The 23,952-nt window shown below is 58.8% G+C and carries 30 protein-coding genes and 1 tRNA gene; 19 read left to right on the forward strand and 12 right to left on the reverse strand.

Features of this window, described 5'->3' with window-relative positions; genetic code table 11:
- Positions 1-74: 74 nt before the first annotated feature.
- From ACI6S0_RS16075 to ACI6S0_RS16120, 10 genes are all read left to right on the forward strand, one after another.
- Complete coding sequence (locus ACI6S0_RS16075; protein WP_122129880.1) at positions 75-1,829, forward strand: relaxase/mobilization nuclease domain-containing protein; 1,755 nt, start codon at positions 75-77, stop codon at positions 1,827-1,829.
- Positions 1,830-1,984: 155 nt separating this feature from the next.
- A complete protein-coding gene (locus ACI6S0_RS16080; RefSeq protein ID WP_122130081.1) occupies positions 1,985-2,959 on the forward strand; it encodes a fumarylacetoacetate hydrolase family protein in 975 nt (324 codons plus the stop codon).
- 183 nt (positions 2,960-3,142) lie between these two features.
- The gene (locus ACI6S0_RS16085) at positions 3,143-4,057 is read left to right on the forward strand and encodes a tyrosine-type recombinase/integrase (RefSeq protein ID WP_037513378.1); all 915 of its coding nucleotides are present in this window, start codon (positions 3,143-3,145) and stop codon (positions 4,055-4,057) included.
- A 3-nt stretch (positions 4,058-4,060) separates the two neighbouring features.
- Positions 4,061-5,254 carry an IS91 family transposase gene (locus tag ACI6S0_RS16090; protein ID WP_434403406.1) on the forward strand — a complete coding sequence of 398 codons (1,194 nt, stop codon included), beginning with the start codon at positions 4,061-4,063 and terminating at the stop codon, positions 5,252-5,254.
- Positions 5,255-6,037: 783 nt separating this feature from the next.
- The gene (locus ACI6S0_RS16095; RefSeq protein ID WP_010335983.1) at positions 6,038-6,244 is read left to right on the forward strand and encodes a cold-shock protein; all 207 of its coding nucleotides are present in this window, start codon (positions 6,038-6,040) and stop codon (positions 6,242-6,244) included.
- 434 nt (positions 6,245-6,678) lie between these two features.
- On the forward strand, positions 6,679-6,885 hold the full coding sequence (locus ACI6S0_RS16100; protein WP_004209707.1) for a hypothetical protein: 207 nt from the start codon (positions 6,679-6,681) through the stop codon (positions 6,883-6,885).
- A complete protein-coding gene (locus ACI6S0_RS16105) occupies positions 6,869-7,102 on the forward strand; it encodes a hypothetical protein (RefSeq protein WP_072893435.1) in 234 nt (77 codons plus the stop codon). The genes ACI6S0_RS16100 and ACI6S0_RS16105 overlap by 17 nt, the downstream gene beginning before the upstream one ends.
- Before the next feature lie 711 nt (positions 7,103-7,813).
- Positions 7,814-8,023, forward strand: coding sequence for a hypothetical protein (locus ACI6S0_RS16110; protein ID WP_080572788.1), 210 nt, complete (start codon positions 7,814-7,816; stop codon positions 8,021-8,023).
- An 8-nt stretch (positions 8,024-8,031) separates the two neighbouring features.
- Positions 8,032-8,256 (forward strand): hypothetical protein, encoded by a 225-nt coding sequence (locus ACI6S0_RS16115; RefSeq protein ID WP_234831964.1) that lies wholly within the window; start codon positions 8,032-8,034, stop codon positions 8,254-8,256.
- Positions 8,257-8,264: 8 nt separating this feature from the next.
- A complete protein-coding gene (locus tag ACI6S0_RS16120) occupies positions 8,265-8,441 on the forward strand; it encodes a hypothetical protein (RefSeq protein ID WP_206364610.1) in 177 nt (58 codons plus the stop codon).
- A gap of 152 nt (positions 8,442-8,593) precedes the next feature.
- Here the strand turns inward: ACI6S0_RS16120 and ACI6S0_RS16125 are convergent, their stop codons facing one another.
- A complete protein-coding gene (locus ACI6S0_RS16125; RefSeq protein ID WP_125999340.1) occupies positions 8,594-9,391 on the reverse strand; it encodes a spermidine synthase in 798 nt (265 codons plus the stop codon).
- A 334-nt stretch (positions 9,392-9,725) separates the two neighbouring features.
- Here ACI6S0_RS16125 and ACI6S0_RS16130 point away from each other — a divergent pair, with 334 nt between their 5' ends.
- Positions 9,726-10,076 carry a response regulator gene (locus ACI6S0_RS16130; RefSeq protein ID WP_037523031.1) on the forward strand — a complete coding sequence of 117 codons (351 nt, stop codon included), beginning with the start codon at positions 9,726-9,728 and terminating at the stop codon, positions 10,074-10,076.
- 133 nt (positions 10,077-10,209) lie between these two features.
- On the opposite strand, the gene ACI6S0_RS16135 is transcribed toward ACI6S0_RS16130, so the two are convergent.
- A complete protein-coding gene (locus tag ACI6S0_RS16135) occupies positions 10,210-10,440 on the reverse strand; it encodes a hypothetical protein (protein ID WP_125999339.1) in 231 nt (76 codons plus the stop codon).
- Positions 10,441-11,118: 678 nt separating this feature from the next.
- On the opposite strand from ACI6S0_RS16135, the gene ACI6S0_RS16140 reads away from it, so the two are divergent.
- The 3 genes from ACI6S0_RS16140 to ACI6S0_RS16150 all read left to right on the forward strand — a co-directional run bounded on the left by ACI6S0_RS16140 (position 11,119) and on the right by ACI6S0_RS16150 (position 12,207).
- Entirely contained in the window at positions 11,119-11,490 is a 372-nt protein-coding gene (locus ACI6S0_RS16140; RefSeq protein WP_037523030.1) for a hypothetical protein, read from the forward strand.
- A complete protein-coding gene (locus ACI6S0_RS16145) occupies positions 11,487-11,813 on the forward strand; it encodes a hypothetical protein (RefSeq protein WP_234831478.1) in 327 nt (108 codons plus the stop codon). Before ACI6S0_RS16140 ends, ACI6S0_RS16145 begins: the two co-directional genes overlap by 4 nt.
- Positions 11,814-11,964: 151 nt before the next feature.
- Complete coding sequence (locus ACI6S0_RS16150; RefSeq protein ID WP_010339352.1) at positions 11,965-12,207, forward strand: hypothetical protein; 243 nt, start codon at positions 11,965-11,967, stop codon at positions 12,205-12,207.
- A gap of 603 nt (positions 12,208-12,810) precedes the next feature.
- On the opposite strand, the gene arsH is transcribed toward ACI6S0_RS16150, so the two are convergent.
- The 8 genes from arsH to ACI6S0_RS16190 all read right to left on the reverse strand — a co-directional run bounded on the left by arsH (position 12,811) and on the right by ACI6S0_RS16190 (position 18,684).
- Positions 12,811-13,557 (reverse strand): arsenical resistance protein ArsH, encoded by a 747-nt coding sequence (gene arsH / locus ACI6S0_RS16155; RefSeq protein WP_037523027.1) that lies wholly within the window; start codon positions 13,555-13,557, stop codon positions 12,811-12,813.
- Positions 13,554-14,582: an ACR3 family arsenite efflux transporter gene (arsB, locus tag ACI6S0_RS16160; RefSeq protein ID WP_037523025.1), complete on the reverse strand. Its 1,029-nt coding sequence runs from the start codon at positions 14,580-14,582 to the stop codon at positions 13,554-13,556. The genes arsH and arsB overlap by 4 nt, the downstream gene beginning before the upstream one ends.
- 5 nt (positions 14,583-14,587) lie before the next feature.
- The gene (locus ACI6S0_RS16165) at positions 14,588-15,124 is read right to left on the reverse strand and encodes a GNAT family N-acetyltransferase (RefSeq protein WP_037523024.1); all 537 of its coding nucleotides are present in this window, start codon (positions 15,122-15,124) and stop codon (positions 14,588-14,590) included.
- A complete protein-coding gene (gene arsC / locus ACI6S0_RS16170) occupies positions 15,121-15,534 on the reverse strand; it encodes an arsenate reductase (glutaredoxin) (RefSeq protein ID WP_037523022.1) in 414 nt (137 codons plus the stop codon). The genes ACI6S0_RS16165 and arsC overlap by 4 nt, the downstream gene beginning before the upstream one ends.
- Positions 15,535-15,544: 10 nt before the next feature.
- Entirely contained in the window at positions 15,545-15,874 is a 330-nt protein-coding gene (locus ACI6S0_RS16175) for an ArsR/SmtB family transcription factor (RefSeq protein ID WP_048938527.1), read from the reverse strand.
- A gap of 215 nt (positions 15,875-16,089) precedes the next feature.
- On the reverse strand, positions 16,090-17,319 hold the full coding sequence (locus tag ACI6S0_RS16180) for a Fic family protein (RefSeq protein ID WP_202902498.1): 1,230 nt from the start codon (positions 17,317-17,319) through the stop codon (positions 16,090-16,092).
- A 241-nt stretch (positions 17,320-17,560) separates the two neighbouring features.
- Positions 17,561-18,391, reverse strand: a complete 831-nt coding sequence (locus tag ACI6S0_RS16185) for a 3-keto-disaccharide hydrolase (RefSeq protein ID WP_201039033.1) — start codon at positions 18,389-18,391, stop codon at positions 17,561-17,563.
- Between the two features lie 86 nt (positions 18,392-18,477).
- Positions 18,478-18,684: a hypothetical protein gene (locus tag ACI6S0_RS16190; RefSeq protein ID WP_153039521.1), complete on the reverse strand. Its 207-nt coding sequence runs from the start codon at positions 18,682-18,684 to the stop codon at positions 18,478-18,480.
- 335 nt (positions 18,685-19,019) lie between these two features.
- Between ACI6S0_RS16190 and ACI6S0_RS16195 the strand changes: the two genes are divergently transcribed.
- From ACI6S0_RS16195 to ACI6S0_RS16215, 5 genes are read left to right on the forward strand one after another with little or no spacing between them, the layout of a single operon-like run.
- A complete protein-coding gene (locus ACI6S0_RS16195; RefSeq protein ID WP_017182820.1) occupies positions 19,020-19,553 on the forward strand; it encodes a hypothetical protein in 534 nt (177 codons plus the stop codon).
- Positions 19,550-19,915, forward strand: coding sequence for a hypothetical protein (locus tag ACI6S0_RS16200; protein WP_017182821.1), 366 nt, complete (start codon positions 19,550-19,552; stop codon positions 19,913-19,915). Before ACI6S0_RS16195 ends, ACI6S0_RS16200 begins: the two co-directional genes overlap by 4 nt.
- 32 nt (positions 19,916-19,947) lie before the next feature.
- Positions 19,948-20,565, forward strand: a complete 618-nt coding sequence (locus ACI6S0_RS16205) for a hypothetical protein (RefSeq protein ID WP_206379284.1) — start codon at positions 19,948-19,950, stop codon at positions 20,563-20,565.
- Entirely contained in the window at positions 20,562-21,158 is a 597-nt protein-coding gene (locus ACI6S0_RS16210) for a hypothetical protein (RefSeq protein ID WP_017182823.1), read from the forward strand. The genes ACI6S0_RS16205 and ACI6S0_RS16210 overlap by 4 nt, the downstream gene beginning before the upstream one ends.
- The gene (locus ACI6S0_RS16215; RefSeq protein ID WP_185704710.1) at positions 21,146-21,754 is read left to right on the forward strand and encodes a hypothetical protein; all 609 of its coding nucleotides are present in this window, start codon (positions 21,146-21,148) and stop codon (positions 21,752-21,754) included. The genes ACI6S0_RS16210 and ACI6S0_RS16215 overlap by 13 nt, the downstream gene beginning before the upstream one ends.
- Before the next feature lie 107 nt (positions 21,755-21,861).
- Here ACI6S0_RS16215 and ACI6S0_RS16220 read toward each other — a convergent pair.
- Positions 21,862-21,936 (reverse strand) — tRNA-Glu (locus ACI6S0_RS16220).
- 101 nt (positions 21,937-22,037) lie between these two features.
- Positions 22,038-23,804 (reverse strand): single-stranded-DNA-specific exonuclease RecJ, encoded by a 1,767-nt coding sequence (gene recJ, locus ACI6S0_RS16225; protein ID WP_136185614.1) that lies wholly within the window; start codon positions 23,802-23,804, stop codon positions 22,038-22,040.
- Positions 23,805-23,952: the final 148 nt, after the last annotated feature.

Below are 23,952 nucleotides of genomic sequence, written 5' to 3' on the forward strand. Positions count from 1 at the left end.
ACTTCGGTCAGACCGAACTCGCCGAGGCCATAGACATTCACATCTCTCGCCTCCTTGCAGCGGACTGATAATCGATGATTGTCAAACGCATCCGTAAAGCCAGGCGGAAAAAGCGATACCTCCAGCATGTCATGACGGCGGTACATATGTCTGCCGCTTACATCCTGGATCTCACGACGCCAGAAAACCATGCGGCGCATGCGCTGCCAGCCTATTTGCTGGATCATTACAATGAGCTGCGAGAACATGCCGAGGCGGGAGAGAAGGTAGCCGTCTCCGGCAGCCGCAATCTTCGATCCACAAAGCTGCGGGAAATCCAGCGCGAGATGGCCGCCGCACTTCACCTCGCTCCGAATGCGCGCGACCCAATCGAACATTATGTCGTCTCTTTCCGTGAAGGCGAAATACCGGACGCGGCGCAGATCGAACAGGTCATTGAGATTTTTGTTGCCATGATGGGTTACAAAAATTGCCAACTACTCTGGTCAGCGCACTCGAACACATCCAATTTCCACATACATATTCTCGTAACCCGGGTTGATTTAATCAGCGGTCGCCCGGTCCTTCCTGCCGAGGGTTGGGAAATTGATCGTTTGCACCAATTCGCTGCCGTCATCGAGGAAGCGCAGGGCTGGAGTAAAGAGCCCAACGCTATTTATACTGCGCAAGGCGGAGACGTATACGATGTTCAGACCGGCCAAATGGTTCGTCGCGCGGACGGCTCTCATCTTGGGTTGTACAAACGTAACGCCAAAACAAACGCACGGTTTGATAACATCGAACCAGAACTGAGTTCTGTGGCATCCGCCATGTCGGCGGCGAATTCGTGGTTTGAACTCCACCATCTTTTGTTACTGCAAGACACGCGATACTGCCTGAAAGGTAGTGGCGCAATGCTCATCGTTGGCAAGAAAAGCTACAAACCATCGACGCTTGGTCGGCAGTTCAGCCTACCTGCTCTACAGCAGAAATTTGGCCCCTATCAGCCAAGCCCGCTCGCGCAGCAGACGCCCCACGATAGGTACAAAGAGGCATACTCCCGCGAGCGTAAACGGGTGAATGAGAAGAAGAAAAAGGCGCTTCAAGAGGCGCGCGAGGCCTATCTGCGGACGATCCAATCAATAAAAGCTGACAGTGAGCTCGAGGTTCTGCTTGCAGAAGTACGGCTCCAAATGATCCTGGATGAGGTGGAAGCGCAGATAAAAAAAGCCTTCGAGGACGCCCGGCGCACAATCGCCGCCAATCAACTCGCTCATGACCGCTGGCATGCGGAGGGCTGTCCGCCAGCAATTCCAGTTACATTGCCTGCGTTTATCTTGCCAAACCAATGGAAAACCGAGAATTTCGCATATAGCGTTTCGGGCGACGCGAACCTTCGCATCCATCACATCGATGGCAGGCGCATTTTGTCCGAATCCAGCGCGGCTATCGCTGCATTCAATATCTCGCGAGAAAGCACCATGCTGGCGCTTAGGCGAGCTGCGCAAAAATGGCCCGGCTCAGCTTTAAATCTGACCGGTGACCATGAATTTATCGAGCAGTGCCGGATCGAAGCCAACCGTCTTGGCCTTTCAGTTTTTCACGAAGGCCAGCAACTCATCGCTGCTCCATCTGCGATGGCTGACAGGTCCTCGCAGCGTAAAACAAGTGAAACGCCCATCCGTTCGCAGGAGCCACATGGAACCCAAATTGCGAGGAAGAAGATGGTCGACATTTCGAACGAAACGCCACAGCCGACGGATAAAAAATTGCCAGATGTTGAACATATTGCGGATGATCTGGCCTACCTTCAACATCTCGCTCAGAAGCACCGCGGAGCTGGTAGGTGACTGCGTACTTGTTACCAACCCATCGAGTGACGACGATCATTGTGTAACTCCGAATTCTCTCTGCCCAGAAGAGGCAGAACATAGGACTTTCGCCATTGTCGCCTTCGGAGAAACCCACCCAGGAAAGCGGTCATTCACGAACTTGTAGAATCATTCTGCCGGAGGGCAGCAACACGCTCCATTTCAGTCAGCCGGACGGTTGTCTGGCAGTCGTCTCCCGCGATGCGCGTCGCTGCCTGCCCGCGGACGGTGTAGCAGATACGCTGCAGCAGGCGATCGAGCGATGGGACAGCGTGGAGCCGGCGCTGCGACTCCTAGCCGACCGGCTGGAACAGGGGGAAGGCGATGTGCTGGACGAAAGCCGGCTGCTCGCTCCCCTGCCCCGCGCCTGGCAATGGCTCGACGGCTCCGCTTTCCCACAGCATGGCGAGCTGATGCAGAAGGCGTTCAACCTGCCGCCGATCGAAACCGACCGGCCGCTGATGTATCAGGGCCTGTCCGATCGCTTCCTGTCCGGAACGCAGGATGTGCGACTTCCCAGCGAAGCTGACGGCATCGATTTCGAAGGCGAGTTCGGCGTCATTACCGATGCCGTGCCGATGGGCACCAGCGCACAGGACGCGCTATCCCATATCAAGCTGGTCCTGCTCATCAACGACTGGTCGCTGCGCGCGATCGCGCCGATCGAGATGAAGACCGGGTTCGGCTGGGTTCAGGCCAAGCCCGCCTGCTCTGTCGCGCCCTTTGCGGTCACGCCCGATGAGCTGGACGAAGCCTGGCAGGACGGCCGCGTCCATCTGCCGCTGGAGGTTCATGTCAACGGCGCCTGGTTCGGAAATCCCCATGGCGGCGAAATGGCATTCGGCTTTCACGAACTTGTCGCCCATGCCGCCCGCACGCGCGATCTGGTCGCCGGCACCATCGTCGGATCGGGCACCGTGTCCAATGCCGATTATGCGAAACTGGGTTCCTGCTGCATCTCCGAGCGCCGCGCTATCGATGTGATCGAGCAAGGAGAGACAAAGACGCCTTTCCTTGCCTTCGGTGATCGCGTTTCGCTGGCCGCGATTAAGGACAAAGGCTCGCCATTTGGCAGCATCAGCCAGCAGGTTGTAGAAACAAGTCGCTGATTTCGAGCTTGGCATTCTGTCTGGGAATGTCGCCGGGCGAGCCATCTTTGGGACATGTACGAACCCGCTGCGCGGGAGTGACGTCTGGCCCCACGTCGGCCATCGATCTGATGCCGCACCATGATTGAGCCCCGCTAAGGGTAGGCAGACCATCGCAACTCCTTTCAACCAAGGAGTCGAACGATGATCGAGATTATTTCCGACCTTCCAGTCAGTTCGTTGCGTCAGCGCATGATCGACGAGATGAACATGCGCCGGTTCGCGCGTAAGACCCAGATCGACTATGTTCGCCACGTCGAGCGCTTTGCCTATTATCTCGGACGTCCTCCCGACACAGCAACACCGGAGGATCTGCGTCAGTTCCAGATTGATCAGCAGGACGCAGGCGTCGGTCTGCCGACGATGAACAGCATTGTATCAGCGCTGCGCTTCCTATTCACACGCACACTCGATCGGCCCGATCTCGCCCGCAGGCTTTACTTCGTTAAACACCCTCGATCGTTGCCCACGGTCCTTAGTCCCGATGAGGTTGCACGCCTGCTCGGCGCGACCACCTCGCTCAAGCATCAGGCGGCATTATCGGTGGCCTATGGCGCGGGCCTGCGCGTGGCCGAGGTGGCGATGCTCAAGGTGCGCGATATCGACAGCGAGCGTATGCTGCTCCGCGTCGAACGCGGCAAAGGCGGACGATATCGCAACGCGATCCTGCCGGCTGACCTGCTGATCCTGTTGCGCGAGTGGTGGAAGGTCGGGCGGCAGCAGGGCGTCATGCATGCCGATGGCTGGCTGTTCCCCGGACAGCATTATCTCAAGCCGATCAGCACGCGCCATCTCTACCGGATTGTCGCGGAGGCGGCACAGGCTGCCGGGATCGCGAAGAAGGTCGGTCCACACACCCTGCGACACAGCTTTGCTACCCACCTGTTGGAGGATGGCGTGAACATCCGGGTGATCCAGGCATTGCTGGGACACGAGAAGCTGGAGACCACGGCCTTCTACACCAAGGTTGCAACCCGAACTGCGCGGGCGGTCATCAGTCCGCTCGACAAGCTGGCCTTGCTCCCGGCGCCCCAGCCACAGGTGTCGCCAGACGGCTGAGCCGTGCGCGCTGACCATGAGGTCGCCGACATCTTCCGCGCCGCCGGGCCAGCCTATCGGACGGCCCATGCCGGACATCTGAGCCTGACACAGCTCAAGGTGATGTCGGCGATCGAGAACTGCCGCACCGCTGCCCTGGGCGGTCATGTCGAGGCCTGCGAAGACTGCGGACATTGGCGGATCGCCTATAACAGCTGCCGCAACCGGCACTGCCCCAAGTGCCAGGGCGCGGCCGCGCGCACCTGGCTGGCGGAACGCGAGGCCGATCTGTTGCCGGTCGGCTACTTCCACGTCGTCTTCACGCTGCCGGCGCAGATCGCGGCGATCGCCTTCCACAATAAGGCACTGCTCTACGACCTGCTGTTCCGTGCCGCTTCCGAGACCATGCTGACGATCGCGGCCGATCCCAGGCATCTCGGCGCGCGCATCGGCATCATTGCTGTGCTGCACACATGGGGGGCGTCGATGACGCATCACCCACATGTGCACATGGTCGTGCCGGGTGGGGGCATCGCGCCAGGCGGGGAACGATGGATATCCTCGCGTCCCGCCTTCCTCCTGCCGGTCCGGGTTCTGGGCAAGCTGTTCCGCCGGCTGTTTCTGACCCGGCTGACCCAGCTCTACGATACCGGGAAGCTCGCCTTCTTCGGACCGCTCGCGTCGCTGAGCGAACGCCGGGCGTTCCTGCGTCACATCGCTCCCGTCCGTAAGAAGCGGTGGGTGGTCTATGCCAAACCGCCGTTCGCAGGACCGGAAGCGGTGCTGGCCTATCTGTCGCGCTATACGCATCGGGTCGCGATATCGAACAGGCGGATCCTTGCCTTCAATGGGTCCGACGTCACCCTGCGCTACAAGGATTACCGCAAGGATGGGGCTGATCGCGAGCGCATCATGACTATCCCCGCTGACGAGTTTATCCGGCGGTTCCTGACCCATGTCCTGCCGCGCGGCTTCCATCGGATCCGGCATTATGGCCTGCTCGCCGGCTCCAGTCGCAAGGCCAGCCTGGCCCTTGCTCGTGATCTGCTTCACGTCGCACCCGAGCCTGAAGAACCCAGCGCCCAAGAGCCGGTGGACCTGCGCCCGCCATGCCCATGCTGCGGCGGCCATATGATCATTATCGAGACCTTCGAGCGCTGGCGGCAACCGCGCGCGCCGCCTGTGCCGGCCCTGCTGATCCGGGAACACGCGTCATGACCCGGCATGGCTCAAGCGTAATCCCTCCTGCAAGACCTGGCTTCGCGGGCTCGGCCCTGTCGCGCCGATCGCCATGTTCACTGGACAACGACGACCGTCTCCCGCTCAACAACGCGCCGCAGACACGTCCAGTCGCCATTATGTTGCGCAGGTGGCGACCAAATATCTGCAACACTTACCACAGCGTATCCGGCGCTTGGTCGTCCCGAAGCTGATATCCCCATAGCGCCTCTCTCGACGATCCGCGGGTCGTACATGTCAGGGTTTACGTACGCCTGCCGGCGCCCGAAACCCTTCGACTTTCCCGACCGTCCGGTCCTGAGGGCCGGATCGTTGATTCCGGACATGCGGAGATCGCAAACGAGCCTTCCACGGCGCCAACCATACGGGCACTTCAACTGCCGCTTTTTGACCATCCAAAACCGGCCGCGCTGAGCATGAGTGCAAAAATGGTCACCAAATTGAACGGAGATGCGAACTATTATAAACGCGTCGACCACACTTTCGCACTTGGCTATAAAATAACGCATGTAATTCATATCTATATATAAAAATCGATAATATTAGAGGTTGCAATTTCATTTTTAGTAAAAATTTCATTTCACTTCTGTAGCGAAATTGATTTTAGGATTGACATTTTTCAATTATACCGTATTTTTGTTGATGCTTAACGTCGCCTGCGACGGAGCTTTCCCCCATTTGGGTGCCGCTTCCTTTCTTGCGCTATCAGCTTCGCCTGCAATTTCGCAGGTGGATTCTCTGTTTTCGTGAAAGGAAACACTCATGCCTATCGGCACCGTAAAATTCTTCAATGCTGACAAGGGCTATGGCTTCCTGGCGCCCGAAGATGGCGGACCGGACAGCTTCGTCCATATTTCTGCTGTCGAGCGCGCGGGAATGATAACGCTGCATAAGGATCAGCGCCTGAGTTACGAAGTAGAAGCAGATCGGAGGGGCAAACAGTCTGCTGTGAACCTTGAGACTGCTTAAGATAGTCGTCGAGGCAAAGCGCCCCCTATAATGCATTAGCGGCGCGGCATCCCGTCGCGCCGGTTTGCCTGATCATTGGATGGCAAGACCGTACCGCGCAAGCGCTCGAAATGTGACCACTTGGCCCCGCCCAAGCTGTGGCGGGTTATGCTCCGGCTGTTCTTGTGCGCCTTATGCGCCGACACAAGGCGCCGTTTAGCGAGACTTTTTCATTACATCACACGCCAAGATGCGTGTTTCAGGAATATCATGAATCTCAGTATCCGTTCGAATATGGCTCATGCCAAATTATCGCCCGCGACTGGCAAAACGCCGCGTTCATTTTACCAAAACGTCCCTTTGGGCACTCTGCCCGTGCGCGAATTGCGCAGGGCTGTCGCTGAAATGATCGATTGACGTCCGTCGCAACGACATCCAACTCGCAGGAGATCGACATGCCCGCCACGATCGACTTCTACCTGGCCCGCGTCGCACAATGTGACAAAGAGGCGCAGGAAACCAATCTGGCGAATGTGAAAGAGCGCTGTCTGCGGTCAAAAGCTGCATGGCAGATCATGTCTGATCGCGCTTTGCTGGTCCAGATCGACCGCAAAAGACAAGCGCTGGACAAGATGCGAAAAAAGGATGAGCATCTTGATTAAGCGGGCTGGAAGACGGTTCGACGGTCCATATCTATCTTCGGATCAGATCGAGCGCCAAGGGCATATTCTTGAACTTGCCATAGCCCGATTGGGCTCTCAGGGCGCCATCGCATTTCTGAACGGCGAAGAGCCCGGCCTCGGCGGCCGACCACTAGATATCGCGGTAAAAAGCTCTTCGGGGCTTGAGGCGGTAAAGCGAATTCTCGAAGAACTCTGATAGATATTGTCAGATTATCATTGATGTTTTTGCGCTCAAGCATCCGCGCATCGTTGCCCGATGGCCAAGGGCTGGGTCACGAACAGCGCAAGGTCGCGCTGATGAATATGCGGAACCCCGACCATAAGCCAACAAGCTTGGGATGCAGTCCAGCACCGTCATCTCCACTGTCAAGGCGATGGGTATGAAGGCAGTTCCATTGGGCCGGCGGCAAAACAGGCGTGGATGGGCAGGGGAAGGCAGCCCGCCAGGCCATCCATGGTCATGAGCGGGCGCTGCATTTGCTGTCAGCGCCAGGTGAGCGAGCGCATTTCTTGGTTGCCAACCAATTATGCCGAATTCTCGAACAGAGTGGAGGAGCAGCATATTGGATGATGGGGACGATCTGAAGATCGGTGAATTATGAAAATCTATAAAACGTCTTATGATGTTAAATAGATATCAAAGTGAATATGGTATAATATGATTATTTTTAAAATAATTAAGAGCGTTCTACATATTTAATCTCAAATATCATGCATTATATTTTATAAAATGTCGTTGCTATGTCGATCCAATAATTCTTAAGGTTTTTCATGTGATTTCTAAATTAAATCATGGACTTTGAGAATATTATTTGATAAACACAATTATTGCGCGAAATTTGCTGCAAGCATTCGCCGTGACAGAGAGACCAACGTGCTCCCGCTTGCCAGCTGAGGGAGCCCATCCGTGGAAGATCTAAATTATTTGCTCAAGCGCGAGCAGGAAGAGTTGCTGCGTGCCCAAAGCGCGCATTGCCGGGCTGCCTCCCATGCGCATCAGCGTTTGGCCAACGGTTATGCGCAGCGCATTCGGGAGCATGTGCACCCCTATCGATCGCAGCGTCCCGATGGTTCAGCCCCTTTCGCTTTGAACGAGCAGCGGGGGGAGCGGATATGAGCAGGGCCATGAACATCATGGAATCAGCCGACGCCGTGCGGCTGGTCTGCCAAAAAAACGGCTTCAGGATTTCGGTTCTCGAAGCGCTCGACTCTGGCGGCGTGCGGATCGTTCTGCTTGACCCACGGGATGCCGATGCACTTCGCGTTTTAATGAAGGGTAAGCTGATTGAAGGTTCTGTCACACGCTCCCGGTCGCATGTGGCCCGCCACCATCCGCCGTCAGCACGATGAATATGGCCATGGGTCGGTTCGACTATCTTAACCGCCGGAGATTGGCCGAGTTGAAGCATGCTGAGCTTGCGGAGAATCCTGCGATCAGAGCCAGACACGAGGATTTGGCTCGTGCCTATGCGAAGATCATTTCCGTGTTGCAACGCGAAGAGGCTTCATCGCCTCTACAGCAGTGGCAATTCTGAACTAACCCGGCCAAGTGCCATCACGACAAATCAAATGGGAGTCTCCGGTTTACTGACCTGAGAACGACGATGCCTGCCAAGCCCGGTCGCGCGCTGTAGCGAATGGAAGCCTGGCAGGCTCAGTCTCATGCTTGAAAAGCTGGTACGGACTGTCAGGCCCCGCCCTTGGCTGCGAACCAGATATTGTGCCAGCGTTCGGCGCTGCCGCTAAAGGCTGGCAACAAGATCTCATCCAGACAGAATCCGGCCTGCTCCAGCCTTTCGGCAAATGCGTCATCGCTGTAGGCTGACCATATCGACAGTAGGCCGCCCGGTTTCAGTGCTGCATACGCCATTTCCAAGCCGTCGGTCGAATAAAGCCTGTCGTTGCTTTTTCTGATGAAACCGTCTGGACCATTATCGACGTCGAGCAGAATGGCATCGAAGCGATCCTTCTCATGGGTAATGACATCAAACACGTCGGCCAATTGAATTCTGACTCGCGGATCTGTCAGATTGGTACCGAACAAGTGCATCAAAGGTCCGTTCGCCCAGCTTATGATTTTGGGCACGAGCTCGGCAACCGTGATGGTCGCGCTTTGTGACCAGGCGTCGAGCGCAGCCCCAAGGGTGAAGCCCATGCCGAGGCCGCCAATCAAAATATTGCCATCGCGCTGAACAAGACGCTCTTGGGTCAGCCTTGCGAGAGCCTTCTCGGATTCATGATCTCGACTGCCCATCAACTCATCATCGCCAAACTGGATCGAGAACTCTGTCCCACACTGGAGGAGGTGAAGCTGGCCACCGCCCGGAATATCGGCAATATCGACCGTAATTATCGGGAGGCTTTTGTCCGATCCTGCCCCGTTTTCCTGTACTCCTTTCCTTTCTGGGGATGCGTCTTTGCCATTCCAGGCGTCATTGCAGGCAGGGGGCGACGACCGCGCAATGCGCGTTCCGCTATAGTTCATGGAATTCCTGTCGCGTTCTGGATCAAGCGCGCCGTAAACCGAAGTGGCGTCGATTACGCGGTGACACGGAACCATGCCTGCCTTTTGGAGGCATGGCAAGGAAGGCTATACCGCACGGTGTAGCCTTGGAGACTGCGATTTGGCGGGAAATAGCCAATGCGTCTCGACCAACAATATATGGGCACCACGATTAGTCGCTAAAATAACAAATGAATTTGGGAACTTAATCCATATCAATCCGCTTACAGTCTATCGGTGACATGTGTGGCGCGTCACCGGCTGAGAGACCTCGTGCTCCCGCTTCTAGGGAGGACATATGCTGTCAGGATCGTGCGTGCTGGTCGTCGAGGACGACCCGCTGATTGCGATGGTGATTTGTGATAATGTGGAGAGTGTAGGCGGCACAGTCGCCGGGCCGTTTTCAACGGTCGGTGAGGCTCTAACTTTCCTGACTCAGGCGAAGATTGACGCTGCCATCGTAGACGCAAATCTCCGGGATCGCGACGTCACGCCTCTCGCACTTTTCCTGATGGAAACCGCAATACCCTTCATAGTGTACAGCGCTGCGGGCCTTCCTCCAGAGCTGCACGCGCAGCATCCCGACTTGCCGCTGGTCATGAAGCCAGGAAAACCGTTGGAAAGGCTTTTTGCGCTCCTTCGGAACGGCGCTACTGACGCATTATGACGGTGATCCCTTCCATCATCATTCAAGTCAAAATCCGGGCACCGAACTAATTCTTGAAAAGCAATCTGGCAGAGTAAGTAAATTTTTGGAGAAACTCTGCATCGCGCGAATTTTCGTCGAGGGATGTATTGCGTCATTTCCGAGGTTCAAGCGGGCTCGCCCATTTATTCTGCCATTCATCCAAAGCCTCGTTCAGCTTTTGGATGTCGGCATTGGAGAGATTCGTGCCGCGAGCCAGTTTCTCCCGTGCTGCACCGAGAAGCGCGGTCAAACGTTCAAGGCATTGGGACGGATTACCACCTACCCTGTCTTTCGCGCGGATAAGCATATCGGCAAGATCGATGGCGGAAGTGGACGGGCACATATGCGTCTCTCCTGTATTTTCGGGAGCGCATGTGTCTCTCAGCCACTGCGATTTGCGCAGCGATTAGCTGCCATACCATAGTCACAGCGACACAACCAATCCGATTGACGTTCCGCAGCTTCGAAGATCGCTCCCGAACCCCTGATTTAAGGGGCGTGGATGAATTCGGCGCGCTGAATGAGCGGGATGGATGGATTACTGTCATGCTCCTCCCGTAAACGGGAGAGGAAACAAGGTCCTTTCTGGTCGACAGCCATTTGGCAGCTATTTCCGCCCGCAACCATTTTCCCAGCTCGGGAAAAGGACAGACAGCTATCTGCCACTATCTCGCATCCAAAATCGGCAGGCGGACCGGTCACACTTTTGGATGGAAAATCGGCGGCTGAACCGGTTACCAGGGACGGAGCCGACAAGCCGAGGTGCCGGGGTGTCCCAGGCCTGTCGCTCTTCATTTATTCTGTTCCAGGACATTGGCCGTATCGGCGACATACATCATTCTTCAGACAGCCGAATTGATGCAAGGACTATCGGGAGATGTGCTAGGATGACGCATCACCCATATAATGCCGCAGGCATTTCGTGACAGAGAGACCATCGTGCTCCCGCCTGCTTTCGGGAGAGAGTGATGACTCTGCAACATCAATGCACGCCCTTGGATAAAACCTGCTGGCTACGTCCATGACGAAGCGTACGAGCAGCACATCCGTGACATTCAGGGCGCCTTTCCAGTTACCAGGACTTGGGTTCCTGCCTGCAGGTACCTATGCACTCGATACCGACGAAGAGGCTTTTGCAAGCAATACAGGGACGGTCTATCAGTGGATTGCGACGACGCTCCACATTCCAACAGGTAGCGGATTGGAGAGCCATCGGATCGAGCTGGAGGACTTGGAGCAGGCGCAAAAGCGGGACGAACAGGCTAAAGTCCAGGCCCGGATCGAAGGAATGGCGGCGGATGGTTCCGATCTCCTTGGCCCCCCTTCTTCGATGAACTCGTGGCGCTGGGTGCCTTTGTGGGTGCGCCACGCGCGTTCGGACGGGCGACCATGACCATCGCACTCAATAGTGCTTTGATGTGCAGGCAGCAAGAAGCACTGCACCGCCAGAGGGCGGCCGAGACGCCGCTCGCCCATGTTCGCGCCGTTGCCCTGCGCGCGGCTGCGGCCTGGGGCCGTCAGGCGGTAGAGGCGGCCGACATCGAAGCCGGCGTGCGCCGTTTGCTCAGCGCAGAGGATGCAGCGATCGCGCTAGAATTCCTGATCGAAGATGCGGCCGAGCCTGCAGAACCAGCCAATCATGTCGTGTCAGAGGGGGTGGCGGAGGCAACCTCAATAAGACAAAGTCCGCTTCATTGCGGGACAGGAGCCCCTTGATGATCCTTCACAATCTACTGCGCCGGCATCGGCCCGATCCGGTCGAGGAGCATGTGGAAAATGGCTTGCTTATGTCGGCATGTCTGCTGTGTGGTCGCCCCATGGTCAAACCTTCGAAACGGGGCTGGCAACTGGCGGGACGGGTCAGGCCATGACGGATAGCGAAGCGATCGAACAGGACCCATTTGAGGACATTGCCTTTGGCACCTGGCTGATCGGTCAGCACGGCCGAGACGGCTGGATCGGCGATCTAGCAAGGGCGGCCAAGGCGGATCGAGGATTTCCGCGGCATGGCGACCCGGACGCCGTGCGTCTTCACCTCAATAAGATGCAGGCTGAAAGCGACATGTTTGAAGCGGTCGATGACGCCGAACGATTATGGGCACCATTTTGATGCGCCTCCGACGTTGTGTCTTATAATGTGCCGCCGCGATCCCTATATTGACTGGTGATCAGCGGTACCGAGCATGTCCGGTGCCGCTTCTCCAAAAAATCGAACGCCGGTCGAGAGTTTCGACCGAATTTCCAGAGGCTGGAAACACCTGCGTTGCGTTGGGCTGGCCCCTCGCGCGCCCGATGGAGTACGACCCATGATCGCTTATCTCATTCTCGTGCATCGCTTTCCCGAGCAATTCAAACGCATGTTCCGCGCAATCGGTAGCAGTCAGCGAAATATATAGTGAGATGTCTGAACTTTATGCTTAACGCGCTGCGAAGGCGATGGACAGGTTGATTCATCCCGATCTAGGCTGAGCTTGCACTCGCCTAACCGCAAACCACTGCATAGGATTATCTCTCCTATACCGACCGGCAGCTATCGCTCACCGGCGGGCTGAAAGCCGTCATTCTGCAATCGGCCAGTCTCGAACGTTCCGATCGGCAAAGCGGACCGGCCGCACCTGGGAATGAAAAATCGGCTGCTGAACGGCGGCAAAGGGTCGACAGCGGAGATGGCCGCTACGCGCTCTTTCCAGTCATTCGATGGTCAGGGCGAAAATCAGGATTGAGGCATGATTGCAATTGCGGAGTGGTCCGCTGCGTTATCAACCGGGAGCCCAGCCTCCTTCCGTTCGGAGTATCGGTCAACGAGCTGCACCCCGTGCGGCCTCATCAGCACGGTGAAGCGGACCAGTTCCTCCATCACATCGACGATGCGCTCGTAGTAGCTCGATGCCCGCATCCGGCCGTCTTCGTCGAACTCCTTGTAGGCCATCGCCACTGACGACTGATTAGGGATTGTGAACATCCGCATCCAGCGGCCCAGCAAGCGCAGCGAATTGACGGCATTGAACGATTGCGAACCGCCGGACACCTGCATGACCGCAAGCGTTCTTCCCTGCGTCGGCCGCATCCCGCGCATCTGAAGTGGCAGATGATCGATCTGCGTCTTCATGATGCCGCTGATCTGGCCGTGCCGCTCAGGACTGCACCAGACCATGCCCTCCGACCATAGCGCGTGCTCCCGCAGTTCATGCACCGCCGGGTGATCATCTCCCGCTATCTGATCGGGCAGCGGCAGGTCGCTAGGATCGAAGATCCGCGTCTCGGCGCCGAAGAACTTTAGCAGGCGCGCCGCCTCTTCCACGGCGAGGCGCGAAAACGAGCGTTCCCGCAGAGAGCCGTAGAGCAGCAGAATACGCGGAGGCGGTTGATCCGGGCCAAGGCCGCTGGCGGGACGAGCCAACGCAAAAGCTTTGTCTAGCGCAGGAAGGTGATCGGGGGCGGCGAGTTCGCGCAGTCTCATGCGGAAATACCTTTCTCGTACCAGGGACGGGTCCGCTTCACCAAGGCGACGATCGATAGCATCACCGGCACTTCGACCAGCACGCCCACGACCGTTGCCAGCGCGGCGCCGGAACTGAGGCCAAAAAGGCTGATGGCGGCGGCCACAGCCAGTTCAAAGAAATTGGAGGCACCGATCAGCGCCGAAGGGCCAGCGACGCACCATGCCACGCCAAAACGGCGGCTGAGCCAATAGGCGATGCCGGCATTAAGATAGACCTGAAACAGGATCGGCACGGCAATCAGCGCGATTACCAGCGGTTGCCGGATGATCTGCTCGCCCTGAAAGCCGAACAGCAGCACCAGTGTCAGCAGCAGGCTGGCAAGGCTGATCGGGCCAATGGCGGACAGGAAATGCTGGAGCCGCTTCTCGCCCCCGCGAAGTAGGACTCGGCGGAGCAGTTGCGAGATGACCACCGGGACGACGATGTAGAGTCCCACCGACAGCGCCAACGTGCTCCACGGCACGGTAATCGATGCCACGCCCAGCAGCAATCCTACGAGCGGCGCGAAGGCAAGGACCATGATCAGGTCGTTCAGTGCCACCTGGCTCAAGGTGTAGTTCGGCTCACCATCGACGAGGTTGGACCAGACGAAGACCATCGCCGTGCAAGGCGCAGCAGCCAGCAGGATCAGCCCGGCAATGTAGGACGACGATACGCCTTCAGGCAGCATCGGCGCGAACAGGTGGCCGAGGAAGAAGGTGCCGAGCAATGCCATGGAGAATGGCTTGATCGCCCAGTTCACTACGAGGGTAATGCCGATACCACGCCAGTGCTGCCGAAGGCTATGGAGGGCGCCGAAATCGACCCGTAGCAGCATCGGGATGATCATGAGCCAGATCAGGCCCGCCACCACGAGGTTGACGTTGGCGATCTCCAGCGCTGCGATCGCCTCGAAGGCGCCGGGAAGCAAATGGCCGAGACCGATCCCGACTACGATGCACATGGCCACCCACAGCGAGAGATAGCGTTCGAACAGCGACATGATCGTCAGTCCTTCCCGGAAGCGATAGGCGCGGTCGCGGTGCCGCCACCCAAGGCGATCTGCATGTAAACTGTGTCGAGCCAGCGACCGGCCTTCCAGCCCATGCCGGTCAGGCAGCCGACCTGCTCAAAGCCGCAAGAGCCGTGCAGTGCGACGGAGGCCGGTTCACCGCCACCGATGACAGCGACCATCTGCCGGAAGCCATAGGCATCGGCGGCCTCCAGCAAGGCCTTGAGCAACAGCTTGCCGATGCCGCCACCGCGCCGGTCGTGCGCTACGTAGATGCTGTTCTCGCAAGCATAGGCATAGGCCGGTCTATCCCGGAACTGCGTGGCGTAGGCATAGCCCACCAGCTCAGATCCATCGCAGGCGACAAGGAACGGCCAACTCCGCCCGGTGATCATCAAAATCTTCTCGACGGTCTCGTCCGCGGTCGGCGGCACGACTTCGTAGGTTGCCGTGCCGTGAAGAACATGATGCGCATAAATGGTGGCAATGGCGTCCGCGTCGTCGACCTCAGCCCGGCGAACCGAAAGACTCATCGCCGGGTCGCTTCCACGACTTCGCCGTCTTCCTTGACGAAAGTTCTGCGCTGCTCGGCCGGCAGCAGGTCTAGCACTGCTTCGGAAGGCCGGCAGAGCTTCACGCCCAGTGGCGACACGACCAGCGGCCGGTTGATGAGGATAGGATGCTCCATCATCGCGTCGACGAGGGCCTCGTCCGTCAAGGTCTCGTCGCGGAGGCCCAGTTCGGCATAAGGCGTCCCCTTCTCGCGCAGCAGAGCGCGCGGGGTGATGCCGGCGCGGTCAATGAGTTCCAGGAGCAGCGCACGGCTCGGCGGCGTCTTCAGGTACTCGATAACATGAGGCTCTATACCCGCATTGCGGATCATGGCCAGGGCATTACGAGAGGTCCCGCAAAGCGGGTTATGGTAGATCACGATATCGGTCATTGTTGCCTCTTCAGCAGCAGGTAAGTTCGGCCAGAAGCGGCTCGCACAGTTCGGCGCGCCCCTGGCAGCAATCCTTGGCCAGATAGACCATGAGGCCGCGCAGCGCGTCGAGGTTGGCGCGCTGGATCTGTTGGCGACCACGCTTCTCGGACAGCACCAGGCCGGCCTTCACCATCACGGCCAGATGCGTCGAAAATGTGCTCTGGGTCAGCCCCGACGCTTCGACCAGTTCGCCGGTCGACAAGCCATCCGGCTCATGTCGGATCAGCAGCCGAAACGCATCGAGCCGCGTGGGATGGCCAAGGGTGGAGAGAATGGCAAGGGCGTCATCGGTGTCCATGCATCGAAATTATCCGATGCGATATGGCCCGTCAATGAGATATCGGATATTCCCGATTCTTTATTCGTCAGTCAGGCTTGAGGGCAGCTTGGGACCAATTGCTAGATGGAAGCTGACATTCCGAGATCGGCTCGACGCGCGGTTGGAAGGGAAAACCTGACCGTCTGCTCCTGGGGATCAAAAATCGCCCCTTGAACGGCAAATTTGGGTCGCTGTTAGGCGAAGAGCTTTGGGAAAAGCGTATCCTGGGTGTCACTTGGGAAACGAAGCGATACGGGCCCCTTCGGGGTATCCGACGCCAGCAATCCAGCATCGGTTAGCTCCTTTAGGACGCGTCGCGCGCTGCGCTCGGGCAGACCCGTAAGGCGCGGAGCAGCACCCCGCTCGAATTCTCCTCGAATAAGGGCTTCCTGGAGTAGCCAGTTACCCTCCGGAGACAAGCCATCTGTGATCAACACATGGCGCTCAAGCCGCTTCGATAGAGTGTCGAGTTCGAAGAGGCTCGACATGTAGCTGATTTGATCGAGACAGACTTTGAGAAACCACTCAGCAAATCCCACCAGATGCGCTTCGGAAAGGTTTCCCCGGCCATCGCGATCTCCCTGACGCGGTGCATCGGCCGAGGCCATGTACTTGCGATATTCTGTCCGGCCAGCATCTCCGGGCTCCAGCCCGCGTGCAAGCCCTCGAGATACCGACCATAGCCCGTGCGCGCCGATCCCTGCCTTGAGCGCCATGGCGTGGCTCATCAACCGACTAATCCGGCCATTGCCATCGGGAAAGGGGTGAATCCAATTGAACCGGTGGTGTGCTGTTGCCAGTGCCAGTATGCGCTTTGCTTTCCCGGCTCCCACTGCGGTCAAGCGCATTCCATCCTCGGGTTCAAAGGCAAACCGCAAGAAGAAATAGCTCATGAAATCGGCCACTCTGGCCGACGATGTCGGAATGTGGCGGCCGATCTGGACATCGTGCTCAGCCCTTGATCGCCATTCGCCCGGCGTCATTACAAAGCTTCGCTCTCCACCGCGCACGGTGAGCATGTCGATCGAGGCATCCGCGTAGAAATCTCGATGCAGTTGCAGGATAAAATCGGGGTCGGCAGGATCCGGAAGTTCGCCATGAATGGCAGCGCGATCGATGGCTTCCTGTACGCGGTAATGCGCTGCAGCTTCGGCCATGAGATCTCGTTGATCGTCATCGCGTTCGCCGGCCAACGCGCGCTCGATATCCCGTGGACGGGTGCGGTGTCCCTCGATGAGGTTACTGTAGTAGGTATTCATCACTCGCACGAGGCTGACGAGATGGAGTGCGGTCTGCGGATGAAGTGCTCGCCCGAGGCCTTCGGCCCTGGCTGCTATTTCGGCGACGAGATCCGGCAAATCACCGGCCGGTGCATCGATCCGTGCTGGCTCAATCTGAGTGGGGGATTCGACGTTCACTGCCACAGTTTTGGCCGATCCTTCTAGCCGGTTCTCTTATGCTCACATTAGCCCAAGAATAGCCGTTTTTCCAGCCTTGATGCTTTACTTTTCGCACTGCCTGATGGGCTATGGAGTGGCAATTTGGCCGGTCATTTGGCCGATCTTCTTGCCGAAGTTCGCCCTCCGTTACTGGGCCCCGTTCCGAAAGTCCTAGCGTCGGATCCAATACAGGCGTCCCCCCCTGATGCCGGATAGAGACCTCCGACTATTCGAGACGCTGCAACATTATCTTCCGGAATTCGACGGGATGCCCTTCACTCTGCAAGGCGACATAGCCTCTGCCGAGATGAAGCGTGCCACCCGCAGTCGCAATCAAGGGGCGAGCGTCATCATCTTCGGGATCCAGTTGCGCCCCGGAATAACGCAATACTGGCTTCCCATCGATGAAATGCGTAATCTGACCAGAGGGAAGGACTTCGACTTCCGCCTCGGTCCAGCGGCCGATGGGAATAAGAGGCGAGGTGGAGGCGATGCAATGCGGCAGGTCGCGATTGCCATCGACGACGACGGTCGTTCCCGGTGTACACAGATTGCCGCTGGGTTCCTCCGACGGGCGAGGGACGCCAAGCAACTGCATTTCCAGGCTCACCGGAAACGCCTGATCCTTTCGCATCGTTTCTGGCGCTTGAGCAAGAAGCATAAGCCCGGAGTTGGTGGCCTGCCACGGCTTGATACCCGCGATGGACTGACCAGTGAAACGATATTCAAAACGAATCCGAAATGACTTGAGTTGCGTGTGCCAGAACAGGTGGCCGAACTCTCCGTTGAAGGCCTCATATTCGTCGTAGGAGACGTGGATAGCGCCATCTTTTACGATGAAAGTGTGTCGAGGATCCTCGCCCAGGGCATGGCCCGTGATTTTCGGAACCCAGCCGGACAAATCCTTCCCGTCGAATATGGGCTCCCATTTGGTGGCAGGGGCCGCCGCCCCAGACAACAGGCCTATACCAAAGAGCGCAGCGATTTGTCGCAATGGCCTGGTCGATCCTGCTCCGAGCATGCGCTTCTTCTCCTTGTTGCCGTTGTGCCGATCCACCGGTCAGCCAAACTCATCGCCAGAAAGGGAGGTGAAAACAATGCTCCCCACTAACGCTCCGCATTCCCCCACAGTGAAATTTCAGATCATCCATCCAGAACGGTCTTCATATCTTCAAGGGCGAGGGCGATGAGAATTTCCATGCTCGTTCGGGCTTTGCGCGGATCGCGCCGCGCGATTGCGTCCACCACCCTCGCATGATCCGGTACAGGATCGCCCAAAGGTTGGATCGCTGCCGATGACATCGATTTTGGTTCAATTTTAAAGCGCCATGGCTCAATTTTGCCGATCACCGACAGCGAGTATCGTGCAATTCTGGAGTCCTTTGGGCGAAGCAATTATTCGCGTGATTGCAGACCACACTGAGATGTAAAAGCCCTCATCATTTCTGATCCGCACACGCTGACATCGCCGATCCGGCTCTTATCGATCGCAAGTGCCATTGCCTCATTCGAGCGATTGCGGATTCGATAAAATCGGCCTGATCGGGCTTCAGGCAGAAAACAGCCACACAAATTGTCTTAAGGGCTTGAAGAGCAGCAGGTGGCTGCAATTATTGAAATGAAAATCTCATCCTCACCCTGACGGCTGCAGCCGCCGCAGGGTGGGGAGAAAGAACCCACCTCAAATGATCTATGTCAGTGAAGAAGACCGCAAGCGCATCGCGCTTGCGAAGGAGGCCGCTCGCGCATTCGCCGGGATGGTCGGCTGGATGGTCGAGCCTTGCACATCGCCAATGCCGTCCGTGCTAGCGGACTTCGAATATGCCGACCGCGCCAACATCGTGATGGCGCACTGGCAAAAGAAGCTCTCGCTCACCGCCCTCATCAAAGCCGTTGCCGAGTGTCGAACTGATCTTCTCCTGGTCGAGCCGAGCCACGTCTCAGGAAAGCAGGCCGGCAACTACATCACGCTGTTGCTGTGGCGCGATGGTGAGGTTCAGATCATCACGAGCCTCGGGATGTGGCTTCAGGAACCCGGCGGGCCGATCCACCTGGTCACAAATCCTGATGGCGGCGACGAGATGCGCGCATTCATGGTCGATCGCGGCGGCATCTGTCCGCTGCCAACTCTGCCCTGGTCAACCGCAGAAGCAGAAAGGCTCGGCTTCTGGACCGCTAGGCGCCACTGGGAATTGACCATCGGAGGACATTACGCATGAGCGGGAACGACAATCTCCTATGGCTGGACCACCTGCCGGTTGGCTGGGCGCAGCTCTACCGCGACCTCCTGTCTGATCTCGCGGCGGCCGGCCTCAATGTCAGCGTGGACGAGGCGAAGGAAAAATTCGGATCGCTCCGGATTCATCTCGAGCCCATGGTTCCCGAAGCAAGACCCTATATCGCCGCGGCCGAAGAGCAGTCCAAGTTTACCTGCCAAAAATGCGGCGATCCGGGTGAAATGCTGATGCGGAATCGCATCGTTGCCACTCTCTGCCCGGTCCACGGCCACGGCTTTTCCAAGCCAGTCAGGCCGCCGGTGGTCACGGTTTACATGAAGCCGGGGAACATCTCGGACGAGTAGGCGCCGCTGCTGCGGCGAAGGCCAAGTTTGAAGTGGCTCAGGCAGCTGAGCAAAAATGGAATGAAAAAGGGGCAAGGCGCGGCACCGCTCGGCTGCCGCGCGCCCTCAACGCGAAAGTCTTACAAATGCAGAATAATGTTACACCGCGCTCCTTCGGGAGCGCGAACGGCTTGCCGTGGATCAAAGCCGCGACCTATCGCGGCATCATGATGCTGGCGGCGGATATTGGCGGGCCGATCGACTTCAGCCCGGAGCAGCGCTTCCCGGGCGCGCGGCATGGCGTGCTACTGGAAGGCGCCAATCTCCTGATCGTCGGGACCCGGACCGGTCCGAACATTGGGCTGTATGACGTTAGCGCAGTCACCCGGCAGTATGGCATGGACCTGCTGCTCGCGCGCTTCTCTGGTCCAGTCGCGAAATACGACATTTATCGCTGCAAAGACGATCAGTGGTTTACCGGCTATCAGCGCGCATGGTTTGAGGACCGCTACTGGTTCTGCCCGCCCGATGAAGTCGATCAGCCATTCATCCTGGCACACCGGCGCGGCCTGCAATTCTCCACCCATGCGCCTTGCCCCGATGCCCGGCGCTTTGAAGCCGGTCTCTCGCTGGCGGCGCAGACCAGCACGCAGTGGCAGGAGGCGGCATGAGCAAAGCCAAATCGAAGCCTGCCACGGCCGATCAGCCAGAGATGCTGTCCTGCTTCACGCTGGATCCTGCCGATGACGGCAGCTTCAAATATATCCGCTACTTCTACAAACAGGATGTACATCGTGCCGGAATAGCCGACATGGTTATGGCGAAGCTGACGCCTGCCGGGCACAAGGCATCGCGTCATGATTTGCTGCTGCCTGACGCAGCCAGCGGTGAATATATGGACCTCAGCTATCTGCTGCAGCGCTACGATGCGATGCTGCCCGCGGCTGAGCGGACCGGATACGCCCAATTCACCCTGACACTGCCATCAGATCAGCCACCGCATGTGGGATGGGAGCAGGTGCGGGCATGGGTGCGAAGCTACTTTGTCCGTCAGGAGCAGTTGGCCGCACTGATGGTACTCCATCTGCCCTATTTGGCGGGTTCATCAAATGCCGCTCACATCCATATCCTGCTTCCAGCACGCCGGCTGTCGATAAATGGGTTTACCGGCCAGGCACGCGACGTCTGTTCGGATAGTGGCTGCCATGATGCATGGAACGCCTGGATCAGCTTTCAGAAGGAGGGCGGCTCATGCGTAAAGTGACGATGATCGATCCGCCCCATGGCTGGCGCTATGGCTTTCCCAAGCCCCTCACTCTTGGTGAGGGGCAGAGCTTGCAGGATTGGCTGATAGAAAATGGATACCCCCAGGCCGAGATCAACGCCTTCGGGATCGCTCATCTGCCTTGCCGGTACTGGACGCGGGAAATCGAGGAGCCGCCGCCCTATGAGCTGAACGCGCACGACATAGGCGAGAGGCGGAAGCTCATCCTTGCCCGCCGTCATGTCGCCGCGCTTCGGGCCAATCCGGAGCTCATCATTCAGGCGAAGGCGGAGAATGACCGGCAGCTGGCAAGCCATCGCGCGACCATCGGGAATAGGGCATGGCGCTTTCTATTGAGGCGATCCATCGATGAGATCATCGCCTATATGCTCCAGAAGTCCCCGACCGGGAGGACACTACGTTCAACCAGTCCATTTTCGATGATCCTGCCGCCCGAGCCGGAAGCAGAGCGGCGAAGGATGTGGCGTGCGGCCAAGGCAGAGTTGCTCGCCGATTACCTGAGCGGGGGAAAGGGAATCAGAAATTTCCAGCTCAGGCCAAACGCAGACCGAGACACTATCGATATGGAAAATTGAAAAAGGAAATCCACAGGCGTGTCAGATTTTCCCAGCATGCTCCTGCATGCTTATTTGACCTATATTTGACAACTTTCTCAGGCAGTCGCCTAAGCCATTGAAAAATATGGTGACCCCTACGGGAATCGAACCCGTGTTTCAGCCGTGAAAGGGCCGCGTCCTAACCGCTAGACGAAGGGGCCGTTCGTTGTCGCCGCCGTGGCAGCGCTGCGAAGCGAGGGCGCAATTAGGCGGGACCGGCGAAAGGGTCAACCCCCTAACGCCAAGAAAATTGCAATCTTTCTCAATCCGCCCAGGCGGCGTCCTCCAGATGCAGCTCTGCAGCGGGTCGGCTGCCCCAGTCGTCGATCTTCGCACGGCCCGCCACCCACAGGCGACGGTCACGCGGCGCACCCAGAATCGCCTGCCCCAGTTCCGATTCGGCCTGGCGGAACGCGATCGTCTTGATCGACCGGCCATCATCGCCCGCCATGATCGCCCGCAAATGGCCATTGCCGACCACATCGGCGCGAATCACCCGCATCGGCCCGGCGGCGATCAACGGCGCGGGCCAGCCTGCGCCATAGGGGCCGCCCGCCTCGATCGCGGCGACGAAGTCGGGATTGACCCCGGCCGGCGCCAGCACCGCGTCGATCAGCAGCGCCCGCTCGTCTCGCGCACGGGCAACGGCGGCCGACAGGCGATCGTCCAGGAACTCGGCCAGCGCATCGACCTTGTCGGCCATCACGGTAAGCCCCGCCGCCATCGCATGGCCGCCGCCCGCGACCAGCAGGCCGCTATCCTTGGCCGCCAGCACCGCCGCGCCCAGATCGACGCCGGAAATGGAGCGGCCCGATCCCTTGCCCACGCCATCCTCGTCCAGCGCGACGACGATGGCGGGACGGCCGGCCCGTTCCTTGAGCCGCCCGGCAACGATGCCAATCACGCCAGGATGCCAGCCCGGCCCGGCGACCAGCGCCACGGCCCGATTGTCCTGCGCCGCCAGCAAGGCCTCCGCCTGTTCCTGCACGATCGATTCGATCGCGCGCCGTTCCTCGTTCAACCGATCCAGTTCGGCGGCGATTCGCGCGGCCTCGGCCGGATCTTCGGTGGTGAGCAGCCGCACCCCCAGATCCGCCTTGCCGACACGCCCGCCGGCATTGATGCGCGGCCCGAGGGCAAAGCCGAGGTCATGGCAGAGCGGCGCACGATTAAGGCGACTGGCGTCCATCAGCGCGGCAAGGCCGATATTGCGCCGCTTGGCCATGACCTTGAGCCCCTGCGCCACGAAGGCGCGGTTGAGCCCCTTGAGCTGCGCGACGTCGGCGACGGTGCCCAGCGCGACGATGTCGAGCAACTCCATGATCGCCGGTTCCGGCCGGGTCGCGAACCAGCCGCGCGCGCGCAGCGTCCGCAGCAAGGCCGCACCCAGCAGGAAGGCCATGCCGACGGCGGCGAGATGGCCATGGACGGCCGCGGCATCATTTTCGTCCAGCCGGTTGGGATTGACCAGGGCCAGCGCCACCGGCAGCGCCGCTGCGCATTTATGATGGTCGACGACGACGACATCGACGCCGGCCGCCTTTGCCATGTCGAGCGCCTCGAACGCCTGCGCGCCGCAATCGACGGTGACGATCAGTTGCGCGCCATCCCCCGCAAGCCGCACCAGCGCCTCACCCGACGGGCCATAGCCTTCCATCAACCGGTCGGGGATATAGGGCCGGGCATCCAGGCCAATGTCGCGCAGCAACCGGATCAGCAGCGCCGCACTGGTCGCGCCATCGACGTCATAATCACCGAAGATGCGTACATCCTCGCCGCGCTGGACCGCATCGGCCAGCCGTTCGGCCGCCGCATCCATGTCGCGGAACAGGCTGGGGTCAGGCATGAAATGGCGGATGGTCGGGTTGCGATGCGCCTCCACCCCGTCGGGCGGACAGCCGCGCGCCAGCAGCAGCTGCGCCACCAGATCGTCGGGCTGATAGCCGGGCGAACGCGCGTCCGCCCCCAGGCCGCGCCAGCGCCAGGGCTGGCCAGTGATCGAACGGGTGATGTTGAGCGCAAATGTCATGGTGCGGCTCTAGACCGGCGGGGGCACCGATGGAAGCGCCGCGCCGCCGGGCGAAATCGTCACGCAGGCGGAACCGTTGCAAGTCATTGGGCGTATTGCCTGTTTGCCGGACATATGGGATGCCCGGTGCGAAAGGGGCATCGCAGAC

The organism is Sphingobium sp. DN12 (genome assembly GCF_051058005.1).
Lineage (GTDB): Bacteria > Pseudomonadota > Alphaproteobacteria > Sphingomonadales > Sphingomonadaceae > Sphingobium > Sphingobium yanoikuyae.